We start from the raw sequence: 13,029 nt of genomic DNA on the forward strand, positions 1-13,029 counted from the left end.
TTGTTCCATTATACCTAATTTACTTCCCGAATGTGGAATCATTTGAAGAAGAATCGTCTTTTTTCTTCGACTGGTTCGATAAGTCTTTTTTCAAAGAATCCGCATACTCCGTGCTTCCGCCATATGGTTTATTGGCTTCAGAAGAAGTATTGCCGGTAGATCCAGTGCTGCCGAATGTAGAACTGTCCGTACTCGACGAATCATCAACATCTTTTTTCAAGGATTCTGTATACTCCGTGCTTCCTCCATAAACGCCGCCTGTCGGCTTATTGGTGTTAGGGGAAACATTGCCGGTAGAGCTCGTCTTTGACTGATCAGTTGATGAACTGCTCGATTTGTCGACATTGCCGCCAACATCATCCTGTAATGTTTTATTCGCTTTATCCAAAGCATCTTTTTCTTTGTTCATCATATCCTGCTGTGCATCAATTGCCGTTTTCACTTTTTCCACCGCTTTATTGACTGTCGGCTTCACTTTGTCCACCATACCGCCTGATTGCTCATTTAAACGATCAAGCCCTTTTTTAATGTTCGCTTTCATATCTGCTTTGCTGGTTTGAGAGGTTTCGCCTGTTTGCGTTTTCTGCTGAGTCATTGCTGCACCGATTACAGCACCAAGGCCGATCAATACAAGTTTTCCAAACATACCGCCTGATGAATTTCTGGCCATTTGAATCTCTCCTCTTCGTTTTTGTATAATCACTGTGTATAAAGTATTGACTAAATCACTGATTTTTAAACATTTTAGGCAAAATAAAAGACACCTCGAAAAGTCTGGGTGTCTGGTTCCAGCATCTATGAACTTAGCTTTCCTTCTTCTTTCAAAACTTGTTCGAAAGCCTTGACGACTGTTTCATCATATTGAACCCCAACCAGATTGTTGATTTCGGCCATCGCGTATTCTGGAGAAAATGCGGTTCGGTAAGCTCTGTCTTCGGTCATCGCATCGAACGTATCGCACACGCCGATAATTTTAGCTTCCACTAAAATCTCATCGCCTTTCAAGCCAAAAGGATAGCCTCTTCCGTTCACGCGCTCGTGATGCTGTTCGACGATATCTGCGATGTCTGCATAAGGAGTGTCCCGGATCATGGCAGCGCCATCGCCTGGATGCTTTTTCACCAACTCGAACTCTTCGTTCGTCAATTTGCTTGGCTTTTTCAATACTTCTTCAGGAATGTTGATTTTGCCGATGTCGTGGAGGATGGAGGCTAAAAATAAGTTCTCTATCTGTTCTTTGTTTAAATTCATTTTTGCAGCAGTTTTCACTGCATAGTTAGCTACTCTAGAACTATGATTAAATGTATAGCGGTCCTTCTTTTCGACTGCTTCACCTATTTTTCTTAATTCGGTTATCATATCACTCAAATAATGGAATACCGGTGCAGTTGAAACAGATAAAAGAGTGACATCAGTTTTGGCTGTGAACTGAACCATTCCTTCAAGATTTTTTGTCGAAAAAAATTCTTCCGCTTCAATAGTGATCTTGCCTTCATTTAGTTCTGCTTCGATTTCTCCCATTATTATATAAAAAAACTCTTGGACCGTAGGATCTTTGCTTGGAAAAAGAACAATCAGGGTACTTTCTAAAAAAGTTTGTTTCATCAATTCAATCCCAGGACCTCGTCCAAGTAGACTAATAGAAGTAGTTCCATTATTAACTTTCTCAAGATATCCTTTTTTTAATATATCCAAGCCTTTCATATATCCACTTCCTTCTAAAAAAAATAAGAGTTATAGATAACAATCTACACTCTCATCTTAACTCATATTTTTCTTTTTATAAAATCAAATTACCAACCAATTGCAACTAATGGGTCAATTAATGCTTCGCGATCAGCAAATTTCACAAGAATCCACTTTACTTCAACTTTCACTCCAGCTTCAGAGGCCTTTTCTACTTCTTTGTTTGTTATACTTTGTGTCTTCAAGTCTAATTTAGAAATAGTTTCATTTACTTTCATATCATACTTTTCCCACAGAATCACTTTTTGCTTTTCATTATCAGTTTTTTTCACTTGCTCAAGATATTTGCTATACATCATGTTAGTTTTTTCTTGGGTTTTGGCTATTTCAGCATAAATTTTCGCATTTGCTTTTTCAATATCTTTTATCACTGATGCAATTTCCGGAGTCATTTCTGTTGCAGCGTCGACTTTGACCACTTCACCATTATCCGCTGCAAACACACTAGTACCTAATACCATTGCCATAATGAATGAAAATAATACAGCGATTAAGCTCTTTTTAAACATCCGTATTCCTCCTATTTCCAATTTGTAAGCAGGCAGTGAGATTTTAAAATTTTATAAGCAAAAGCCAATTATCTTTCTACTTTAAATTAACTTAAAATACCATCCCTGACCTAATATAGTATATCCTTCATAGGTCTTTTGCACAATCAAATATTGTATTATTTAGATAAAAGACTTATAGGTTACAGTGATAAAGTATTACTGTAATAAAGGATTATCAAATAGCTGTTATAAGGCTGCTACTGTGCGTAAACACTCCTCATTCCCCTGCCCTAAATGGAAACAACCATGGGCATTTATTGATGGCAACGCTACTTCTTATCCCCCTTCTTCTGCGTCCATTCCTTTCCACAGAAAAAGCTGCAGTTGAACTCGCGAATGAGGTCAACTGCAGCTTTTCTTCAACTCTATTATTACGCTTCTTTATCACGGCAATACAGTCGTCCCCATAAGGAAACGATCGCATTCACGCGCTGCTTCACGTCCCTCATTGATGGCCCAAACAATCAGGCTTTGGCCACGGCGGACATCACCCGCCGCAAAAACGCCTTCGATATTTGTAGTGTATTTTCCATATTCCGCTTTTACTCTTGAATTCACTTCTGTTTCTAACTCCAGCTGCTGGATCAAGTCTTGTTCTGGCCCACTAAAGCCAATGGCGATCAGCACTAAATCTGCTTTCCATACTTTTTCGGTGCCTGGAATTTCCTCGCGAATCCGATTGCCGTTTTCGTCTATCTTCAATTTCACATTGACCGTATGGACTTCTTTGACTTGGCCGTTTTCATTACCGACAAACTTCTTGGTCATAACTGCGTAAGCTCTTGGATCTTCACCAAAAGTGGCCGCTGCTTCTTTATGGCCATATTCCACGCGGTGCACTTTCGGATATTGTGGCCATGGATTGCCTTTTTCGTCGCGGATTGCACCTTTTTTGTCATAAACGTCAAATTGAACAAGGCTTTCACAACCATGGCGAACTGATGTCGCTAAGCAATCCGTTCCTGTATCTCCACCACCGATGACAATGACATTTTGGCCTTCGGCCGAAATATAATTGCCGTCTTCAAAATTTGAATCCAGAAGGCTTTTTGTACTGGCGTGAAGGAAATCCATAGCGAAATGGACACCCTCCAACTCCCGGCCTTCCACATCAATATCACGATGAACTGTTGAACCCGTACACATGACTACTGCATCGAAATCATCTTTCAGTTTCGCAGAAGGGTAGTTTTTCCCGACTTCCACGTTTGTGATGAAAGTGATTCCTTCCTGCTCAAGAATATTCACACGTCTGGTTACCATATCATAGGACAACTTCATTTCTGGAATTCCGTACGTCAGCAAGCCGCCTACACGGTCGCTTTTTTCAAATACCGTCACCATATGCCCCGCTTTGTTCAACTGGGCTGCAGCGGCAAGTCCGGCCGGCCCCGAACCGATTACGGCTACTTTTTTGCCGGTACGTGTTTTGGGTGGCTCAGGCACAACCCAACCCTCCGCAAATCCACGCTCAATGATCGACCGTTCTACTGTACGAATCGCTACTGGCGGTTCATTGATGCCGAGTACACAAGCTCCTTCACAAGGTGCCGGACAAGCCGTTCCTGTAAACTCAGGGAAGTTGTTTTTCAAGTGTTCACGGTGCAAGGCTTCTTTCCACTGGCCACGATAAACAAGATCATTCCATTCTGGGATGAGATGGTTTACAGGGCAACCGGTCGTTACATTATCCAATTCCATTCCGGTATGGCATGTCGGCACTCCACAGTCCATACAACGCGCGCCTTGTTTTGCCACTTCTTCATTCGACAAAGGAATTGTGTAATCATTCCAGTCCTTTGTCCGTTCAGCCGGTTGGCGCTCTTTGACTGTTTGTCTGCCATATTCCATAAATCCTGTTGGTTTCCCCATTGTTTCCCCTCCTACTCACGATTTCTCATGTTGTAATCACAGCACTTTTGAACATGAACGGCTGCTTCCGCTTTTCTTATTGTCTAGACTTCAGCACCTAGCTCTTCGGGATGCAAGCCATTCTGGCTGTGCGGCTGAAAAGATGCCGCTTCGCCAGAACGCCTTGCCCCTGTAAGAGCTGAACAGGCGCTTCCGCTTTTCTTATTTCCCGGCACCGGCCATTTTGCTTTCTTCGAAAGCGGCCATTTCCGCTTCGGACTTGGCCATGCCGCTGCTCTGTAATTTATTGATTCGTTCATTAATCTGAAGGTAAGCTTTAGGAATAACCCGGACGAATTTTGCGGAATAAATATCCCAGTGAGCCAACAAGCGCGTGCCGTTTACACTGCTTGTGTAATGAACGTGCTTTTGAATCATTTCGCGCAATTCTTCGATTTCTGCAGGGTCGGCAAGCGGCTGCAAATGGACCATTTCGGCATTACAGCGCTCACTGAACGTACCTTCTTCATCGAGAACATAAGCTACGCCTCCTGACATACCAGCTGCAAAGTTTTTGCCGGTCTGCCCAAGAATCGCTACCCGTCCTCCCGTCATATATTCACAACCATGGTCGCCTACACCTTCGACAACGATTTTCGCTCCACTGTTTCTGACAGCAAAGCGTTCGCCAGCCACTCCATAGATATAGGCTTCGCCAGCAGAGGCGCCATAGAATGATACATTTCCGATAATGATGTTTTTCTCAGGAAGGAAAGTTGAATCGAGTGCCGGATAAACCGTAATCTTACCGCCCGATAACCCTTTTCCGACAAAGTCATTGGCATCGCCGATCAGGTTCATCGACATCCCTTTTGGAATGAATGCACCGAAACTTTGTCCGGCAGATCCTTGGAAATTCAAATTAACAGTGTCCTCAGGCAAGCCTTCTGCACCGTAACGTTTTGAAATGGCACTCCCAACAATCGTTCCTGTCGCACGGTGAATGTTACGGATTGCCGTTGCCACTTCAACCCGCTCGCCATTTTCAATCGCCTTACGGCAACGCGGCAACAATTCCTGGTAATCCAATGTCTGTTCCAATTCATGGTTTTGTTTAACCGTCGCATAACGGCCTACTTTTTCAGGCAGGTCCGGCTGATACAATAAGGCGCTCAAATCAATGCCGCCGGCTTTCCAGTGATCGACAGCTTGATTGGCTTCAAGAACGTCTGTCCGTCCAATCATTTCATTGATGGTACGGAAGCCCAGTTCAGCCATCAGTTCACGTGTTTCTCTTGCGATAAAGCGCATAAAATTCGCTACATGCTCCGGATCGCCGCCGTATTTTTCACGCAGTTCGGGATTTTGAGTTGCAATGCCGACAGGACACGTATCCAAATGGCAGACGCGCATCATGACACAGCCAAGTACAACAAGCGGTGCAGTGGAAAATCCGAATTCTTCAGCGCCAAGCAGAGCCGCTGTCACTACATCGCGGCCGGTCATCATTTTGCCGTCTGTTTCTACGACAATGCGATCACGCAGACCGTTCAACAGCAAGGTTTGATGCGTTTCAGCCAAGCCGATTTCCCATGGAAGCCCTGTATGTTTCAGGCTTGTTTTAGGAGCCGCTCCTGTACCGCCATCATATCCGCTGATCAAGACAACGTCCGCCCGGCCTTTAGCAACACCTGCAGCAATCGTCCCGACACCAACAGCGGATACCAATTTAACGCTGATTCGCGCATCTGGATTTGCATTCTTTAAGTTAAAAATCAATTCAGCTAAATCTTCGATTGAGTAGATATCATGGTGCGGCGGCGGTGAAATCAATTCAACTCCGGTTGTAGAGCCGCGCACTTCAGCAATCCAAGGATAAACTTTCTTGCCAGGCAAGTGTCCGCCTTCTCCCGGTTTTGCTCCCTGGGCCACTTTGATTTGGATTTCATCGGCATTCACCAGATAATGGCTCGTTACGCCAAAGCGTCCGGATGCCACTTGTTTAATGGAGCTGCGGCGATTGTCGCCATTTTCGTCCGGAATAAAACGGGAAACTTCTTCTCCACCTTCACCAGAATTGCTCTTTCCGCCGATGCGGTTCATTGCCACCGCTAATGCTTCGTGTGCTTCTTTGCTGATGGAACCGTACGACATGGCGCCTGTTTTGAAGCGCGCACAGATTTCTTCTATTGTTTCCACTTCTTCGATCGGCACAGGCGTCCGTTTCTTAAAGGACATCAAACCGCGCAGCGATTGAAGATTGGCCTTTTCATCCGTCAACAAGTTCGTATACTTCTTGAAGACATCGTAGTTATTAGTCCGGCATGCATGCTGGAGTGTATGGATTGTCTTTGGATTGTACTGATGGTTTTCTCCATTTTCACGGTATTGGAATTCATCGCCGGATTCCAGGGCCTGGTCGTCTCCTTGAGCAACCGGATAAGCTGCCGCATGTCTCATAAGAACTTCTTTAGCAATGATATCCAGACCAATTCCGCCTAATCGTGAAGAAGTTCGTGTAAAGTATTTATCGATTACGTCCATATGAATACCGACAGCTTCAAAAATCTGCGCACCACGGTAACTTTGAATGGTTGAAATTCCCATTTTGGATAGAACTTTAATAATGCCGTCTGTAACAGCTTTAACGTAAGTCTGTTCCGCTTCCTCAAAATTCATATTCGGAATATCTTCTATTTCAATCAAATTTTTGATTGTATCGAAAGCCAAATATGGATTTATGCCTTCCGCTCCGTAACCGAGCAACGCCGCAAAATGATGGACCTCGCGCGGTTCTGCAGATTCCAGCAAAATGCTCATTTGGATTCGGGTGCCTTCACGGATCAAATGATGATGCAAACCTGAAACAGCCAATAGCGCAGGAATCGCTGCAAACTCCTCATTCACTCCCCGATCGGATAAAATGAGCAATTTCGCCCCTTCTCGTATCGCCTGATCGGCTTCCGCAAAAACAGCTTCCAACCTCTGTTCCATTGCTTGCTCCCCATCATTTTTTGGAAACAGTATAGAGATGGTTGCGGTCTTGAAATCAGGAACATGTTGCTGACGCAATTTTTCAAGTTCAATATCTGTCAAAATCGGCGTTTCCAGGCGGATATGGCGGGCACTTTCAGGAGTCGGTTGAACCAGATTCGTTTCTGCACCAATGGTTGTACGGGCTGCTGTAATAATATGTTCACGAATGGCGTCAATTGGCGGATTCGTAACTTGAGCGAACAATTGCTTGAAATAATTGTAGAGAAGCTGAGGTTTTTTAGACAAGACTGCCAAAGGCGAATCATATCCCATCGAACCAACAGGATCTTTCCCATCTGTTGCTAGCGGCTTGATAATTTTTTGGACTTCTTCCATTGTATAGCCGAAAGCGAGCTGGCGTTTAATCAAAGGCTGCGCATCGTCAGAGTTTGTAGGTTTGACCGGCTCCGGCAAATCTTCCAAATCGAACATATTTTTCTCGATGAAATCTTTGTATGGCAACTCTCCTGCAATCTGCAGCTTGATTTCTTCATCGGGAATAATTTTGCCCTCTTCTAAATCCACCAGCAGCATTTTCCCTGGGCGAAGACGGTCTTTATAAATGATGTCATCTGCAAATATATCAAGTGCGCCTACTTCTGAGCCCATGACGATCATGCCGCTCTTCGTCACATAATAACGTGCAGGCCGCAGGCCGTTTCGGTCAAGGCAAGCCGCAATCTGTTTGCCATCTGTAAAGACCAATGCAGCCGGACCGTCCCACGGTTCCATAAGCGTACTATGGTATTCATAGAAATCTCTTTTTTCCTGTTTGATGGTTGGATCATTGACCCAAGGTTCCGGCACCATCATCATGGCTGTATGGGCAAGCGATCTTCCAGACAAATGCAGGAATTCAAAGCAATTATCGAACATTGAAGAATCACTGCCGGTTTCGTCTATGACAGGCAGTACTTTTTGAAGGTCCTCTTCATTGAAAGCGGGAGATGTGCAAAGCATCTGACGAGCACGCATCCAATTGACGTTTCCTCTAAGGGTATTGAATTCACCGTTGTGGATTGAGTAGCGGTTAGGGTGTGAACGTTGCCAGCTTGGGAAGGTGTTCGTACTAAAGCGAGAGTGGACGAGAGCCAATGCTGATTTGAATTCGGGATGGTTGAGGTCTATATAAAACGAATCGAGTTGTTCCGGGATAAGCATGCCTTTGTAAACAATCGTACCTGCTGAAAGGCTGCTGAAATACACATCTTTAAATTCTTCTTTGCCGACCATTTCCTGTTCAATCCGTTTGCGGATGACATATAAACGGCGCTCAAGGTCAATACGGTTTTCCAATCCATGTGCAGCACCGATAAATACCTGGCGAATCACAGGCTTGGTTTTTGAAGCGACTTTACCGACAAACGAATCGTTGACCGGAACCGGACGCCATCCAAGACAGACTTGGCCTTCTTCTTGGATAATTTGGTGGATCAATTCCTTGGTTTTCATACGCAAATCATAATCTTTTGGCATAAAGAGCATACCAATGCCGTACTTTCCTTCTTCAGGCAAAGTAATGCCTTCTTTTTCACATTGCTTCAGGAAAAAACGATGGGGAATTTGCGTCAGAATCCCTGCACCATCTCCTGTGCTCGTGTCAGATGATTGGCCGCCTCGGTGCTCCAGGTTGCACAATATGTTGATCGCATTTTGAACGATTGCATGTGATTTTTCTCCGTTAATATTGGCGATCATCCCGATTCCGCACGCCTCGTGTTCCTGATCTGGATGATATAGTCCCTGTGGGATTGGATACTCTTTCTTGCTCATCAAACCGCCTCCTTCATTACACTCATGTGTCATAATGTTTTGATAGTATATCATAAGTCTGAATATATATACAATTCCCCCAAGTAAAAAAATATCAAAAATAAAAGGCGAAATCTTATATCCACATTGCAAGCGCTTCCATTTTTATTGCAAGAAAAACAAACGTTTACTCCGGAACACAATGTATAAATATACAGTTCAAGTAATTCATCAAATAAAAAAACCCCGTTTTATACGGGGTTTTCCAACTTATATTTATTCAGTTATTTATGGCATCAAAAGAATGAATCGCTTGTAAAAAGGCTTGTCCATACTTTTCAAGTTTGTTGGCACCTACACCGTTGACCTCCAAAAATTCCACTTCATTTTTAGGGCGTCTCGCCACCATATCCTGTAATGCTTTATCGGAGAAAATAACAAAAGGCGGCACTCCCGCTTCATCAGCCAGCTTTTTCCGAACCACTCTGAGTTCTTCAAATAAAGGATCATTCGATGAAATTTTCTTGGTGACAACCGCGCCTTTTCTTAATACCTGGCGTTTGCCAAGCAATACATCTCTGCCACCATCAGGAACATAGATGGTCGGAAACGAACCTTGTTCAACAGCCAATAGCTCCTGCGAAATCATGAATTCAATTAAATTCGATACTTCTTTGGCATTTTGGTGCTTAAGAATTCCATAGGTCGACAATTTATCGAAACCAAAATCCAGCACTTTTTTATTGCGGGAACCGGTCAATACCTGCGCTGTCATAGCCTTGCCGAATTTCTGCCCCATCCGGATGACGCATGACAAAACCATTTGAACATCTTTCGTAACATCCATGCTTTCACGGTCATCCAAGCAGCTTCCACAATGGCCGCATGGTTCTGCTGCCGTGTCACCGAAATAATGAATGATAAACTGCTGCAGGCAACTTTCAGTATGGCAATAATCAACCATCCCTTGCAACTTCACCAATTCTCCCGGAATTCGGCTCGGATCCTGGGCCTGATCAATTAAGAAACGCTGTGTTTGGACATCCTGGGAAGCATACAATACGATACACTCACTCGGCAGCCCATCACGGCCTGCACGGCCGGCTTCCTGATAATAGCTTTCCATGTTCTTCGGCAACTGATAATGGATGACAAAGCGGATATTGGATTTATCGATTCCCATACCAAATGCATTTGTCGCCACCATGACAGTCACTTCATCATTCAGGAATCGTTCTTGGCCGATCTTTCTTTCATTGTCAGGCATGCCGGCATGGTATTTTGCAGCCTTAATGCCTTTTTTAATGAGCATTTCGTATACCGAGTCCACTGTCTTTCGAGTGGCGGCGTAGATAATCCCCGCTTCTTTTTCGTTTTTTTCCACGTATTCTTTTACAAAACGTTCCCGGTCCTGGCCGCGAATGACGGAAAATGTTAGATTTGCCCGCTCAAAACCAGTCATAATGGTGTGTTCTTCTTCGATATTCAAAATCCGGCAAATGTCTTCACGCACTTGGGGCGTGGCAGTAGCAGTCAACGCCAATACAGTCGGATTATTCGGGAACAGCTCCGTCATCCGGCTGATCAAACGGTAACTTGGGCGGAAATCGTGGCCCCATTGCGAAATACAATGTGCTTCGTCAACAGCAATCAGCGGAACATGGACTCCCTGAAGTTCATTCAGGAACATTTCTGAATCTAAACGCTCTGGCGCAATATAAAGCAGCTTAATGGCACCGCGTTGCACATCCATAAGCGTTTCCCGCACTTCATCAAAATCGAGGGAACTATTTATATAAGCAGCTGGAATCCCAGCTGCCAAAAGTGCATCTACTTGGTCTTTCATCAATGAGATCAGAGGCGACACGACAATGGTGGTCCCTTCCATGACCAGTGCCGGAATTTGATAGCACATGGACTTGCCTCCGCCGGTCGGCATGACGCAAATCGAATTATGCCCTTCAAACACCTGGGTAATGGCTTGCTCCTGGCCGATCCGGAAGGATTCATAGCCAAAATGGGACTTCAATAATTTTTTCGCGCTTTCCAACAAAATAGAACACTCCTAATACTCGTATCGTATGAGTTAGCTTACCACATTTTTGCGCCTTTTTCTTTGACGAAATACCGAGAAAAACCATGTATATTGACACAGATAAAAAAACTGTCCTCAAGCATACGCTCTCAGGACAGTTTTTCATCTTGCACTTTTTCAAGCAGGAAGAAAAAAGGCTGCTGGTCTCCCTTCAAGTCCATCATGCCAAGCAGTTTCCCTTCTGCCACTTTCCGAAAATGGTCAAGGATCGGCAAATGGTCATAGATCATCGCCGCACTCATTTTCCCGCGATACTCCACCATCCGCATACGGGCTTCACCGCCAACCGCTTTTGTTAACTTCTGTTTTCCCATAAAAGGAACTGGGTCGACTGCGATCACTTTTCCTTTTTTCACTTCAAACAGCAACGGATCCACATTTTCTGTATCATGGAATGCTTTCCCATACCAATTTAGTTTCTTTAAGACACCGTCTAACGGATGGCCAGTAAGGAATTCTTTTCCTCTCCAAGTTCCAAGAAGCGATTCCAGATCAACCGTTTCCAACGAATCAAATAATTGGCAAGCAGCATGAAGATCCGCTTCTCCTTTTTCCAGCATGGCAACCAACTCTGCTTGGCGCTCCATCTTCGCCCCTCCTTCAAATCTCCATTTTCCATCGTTTCGCCTCTTCTTCTTTCATTTGCTTTTCTGTTTCTTCAGGAAAAGCTGTACGGAATTTATGGTGATCAAGAGGTATAACTTCAATCATCTTCGCAATCATTTCAGCAGGATCATATTGACTCTCTAATGCACGATCAGCTTCTTCCATATCTTCTTTCCGCGTAAAATGAATTTCTTCATCGAACCACTTCCATTTAGCCTCTGCACTGCGATCGTTAAAACCTGTCGCAAAAGCTCCTGGATTAATGGTTGCCACCTGAACTCCTTGGCTTTCCAACTCTTTTTGCATCGTTGTGGCAATGGCTTCGATCGCATGCTTAGTTGCAGTATAAGGACCGACATAAGGAGTCGACATAATCCCTGCCATAGAAGACATGAAAATAATCTTGCCCTTTCCTTTATCCACAAATTTCCGCGCAGCAATTTGAGCTGTTTCTAAAGTACTGAAAACATTGACCTCAAATAATTCCCTGAAGTTCGCCATCGGCACTTCTGCCAGGGCACCGCCTTCATTTATGGCAGCATTGGCCACAAAAATATCAAAATCATATTCAAGCATTTGCGCCAAGTCCTGTGGATTTTTGATATCCATTTTAAAAATATCCAAATCCAGCCCTTTTGCTTTGGCTTCTTCCTTTAAAGCCGTTACTTGAGGAGCTGTTTCCACTGGTGCAATCACTTTATGCCCTTGCTCCGCGAGTCCGAATGCTGTTCCTTTCGCCAACCCGCTTCCTGCTCCTGTAATAAAGATTGTTTTACTCATAATTTCAGCCTCCATCATCCATTTTACTTTATGTCTTCCCGGAAGCATTTGGAATAAACAAGAAAACAGGAAATATCGCTTTAGGCAGTTCCTCTTGCTGGCTTAGTCGTTTCCAAAAAACCAAAACGCCTATTCCCCTTTAAGGAATAGGCGTTTTGGTTATATTGGGCCTTCAGGCAATCAGTTAGTCGCGGTTCCATAACTGCCCATACGGCGTTTAACTTGAATGAAAGATGCAGCTTCCGCAATTTCATGCTGATTAAGCGGTTGGTCATCCAACATTAGATTATAATCATTTAAAAAACTGGTATTTTGAAGATCCACATTGATTGTCCGTTCGCTGCGATCCAACAAACTGTCGACTGATATCTCAAAATAATCGGCAAGCCTCTCGAGATGCACTACAGACACTTGTTTCTTTCCACTTTCATAAGCCCAGACCGTGCTTTTCGCAAAGCCGATTTCTTCTGCCAATTCTTCAGTAGATAGTCCTTTTGCTTCTCTTAAGTCCTTGATTCGTTTGCTTAACTGTTTCATTTATACTCCTGCTCCCTGAATAATATTCTAACTATTTTAAATATACTGCACCTTGCGCTTTTTCACAATCTTTTT

At 43.9% G+C, this 13,029-nt stretch carries 9 protein-coding genes; all 9 read right to left on the reverse strand.

The genetic code is table 11. The features are described 5' to 3' along the window. Positions 1–19: 19 nt before the first annotated feature. The 9 genes from IRE19_RS08770 to IRE19_RS08810 all read right to left on the reverse strand — a co-directional run bounded on the left by IRE19_RS08770 (position 20) and on the right by IRE19_RS08810 (position 12,954). The gene (locus IRE19_RS08770; RefSeq protein ID WP_191714896.1) at positions 20–670 is read right to left on the reverse strand and encodes a hypothetical protein; all 651 of its coding nucleotides are present in this window, start codon (positions 668–670) and stop codon (positions 20–22) included. A gap of 125 nt (positions 671–795) precedes the next feature. Continuing rightward, a complete protein-coding gene (locus tag IRE19_RS08775) occupies positions 796–1,704 on the reverse strand; it encodes an HD-GYP domain-containing protein (RefSeq protein ID WP_203340079.1) in 909 nt (302 codons plus the stop codon). Positions 1,705–1,793: 89 nt separating this feature from the next. Beyond that, positions 1,794–2,255, reverse strand: coding sequence for a hypothetical protein (locus tag IRE19_RS08780; RefSeq protein WP_203340080.1), 462 nt, complete (start codon positions 2,253–2,255; stop codon positions 1,794–1,796). A gap of 426 nt (positions 2,256–2,681) precedes the next feature. Continuing rightward, positions 2,682–4,169: a glutamate synthase subunit beta gene (locus IRE19_RS08785; RefSeq protein WP_203340081.1), complete on the reverse strand. Its 1,488-nt coding sequence runs from the start codon at positions 4,167–4,169 to the stop codon at positions 2,682–2,684. Positions 4,170–4,370: 201 nt separating this feature from the next. After that, on the reverse strand, positions 4,371–8,957 hold the full coding sequence (gene gltB / locus IRE19_RS08790; RefSeq protein ID WP_203340082.1) for a glutamate synthase large subunit: 4,587 nt from the start codon (positions 8,955–8,957) through the stop codon (positions 4,371–4,373). A 259-nt stretch (positions 8,958–9,216) separates the two neighbouring features. Next, on the reverse strand, positions 9,217–10,989 hold the full coding sequence (gene recQ, locus IRE19_RS08795; RefSeq protein WP_203340083.1) for a DNA helicase RecQ: 1,773 nt from the start codon (positions 10,987–10,989) through the stop codon (positions 9,217–9,219). A gap of 131 nt (positions 10,990–11,120) precedes the next feature. After that, positions 11,121–11,618, reverse strand: a complete 498-nt coding sequence (locus tag IRE19_RS08800; protein WP_203340084.1) for a DUF4334 domain-containing protein — start codon at positions 11,616–11,618, stop codon at positions 11,121–11,123. A 13-nt stretch (positions 11,619–11,631) separates the two neighbouring features. Beyond that, the gene (locus tag IRE19_RS08805) at positions 11,632–12,417 is read right to left on the reverse strand and encodes an SDR family oxidoreductase (protein WP_203340085.1); all 786 of its coding nucleotides are present in this window, start codon (positions 12,415–12,417) and stop codon (positions 11,632–11,634) included. Positions 12,418–12,597: 180 nt separating this feature from the next. Beyond that, complete coding sequence (locus tag IRE19_RS08810; RefSeq protein ID WP_191714888.1) at positions 12,598–12,954, reverse strand: helix-turn-helix domain-containing protein; 357 nt, start codon at positions 12,952–12,954, stop codon at positions 12,598–12,600. Positions 12,955–13,029: the final 75 nt, after the last annotated feature.

The organism is Planococcus beijingensis, assembly GCF_016820615.1.
GTDB lineage: Bacteria > Bacillota > Bacilli > Bacillales_A > Planococcaceae > Planococcus > Planococcus notacanthi.

Coding starts and splice junctions, on each gene's coding strand:
- IRE19_RS08810 (WP_191714888.1), bottom strand. CDS start 12,954: ATGAAACAGTTAAGCAAACGAATCAAGGACTTAAGAGAAGCAAAAGGA.
- IRE19_RS08785 (WP_203340081.1), bottom strand. CDS start 4,169: ATGGGGAAACCAACAGGATTTATGGAATATGGCAGACAAACAGTCAAA.
- IRE19_RS08770 (WP_191714896.1), bottom strand. CDS start 670: ATGGCCAGAAATTCATCAGGCGGTATGTTTGGAAAACTTGTATTGATC.
- IRE19_RS08805 (WP_203340085.1), bottom strand. CDS start 12,417: ATGAGTAAAACAATCTTTATTACAGGAGCAGGAAGCGGGTTGGCGAAA.
- gltB (WP_203340082.1), bottom strand. CDS start 8,957: ATGAGCAAGAAAGAGTATCCAATCCCACAGGGACTATATCATCCAGAT.
- IRE19_RS08780 (WP_203340080.1), bottom strand. CDS start 2,255: ATGTTTAAAAAGAGCTTAATCGCTGTATTATTTTCATTCATTATGGCA.
- IRE19_RS08775 (WP_203340079.1), bottom strand. CDS start 1,704: ATGAAAGGCTTGGATATATTAAAAAAAGGATATCTTGAGAAAGTTAAT.
- IRE19_RS08800 (WP_203340084.1), bottom strand. CDS start 11,618: ATGGAGCGCCAAGCAGAGTTGGTTGCCATGCTGGAAAAAGGAGAAGCG.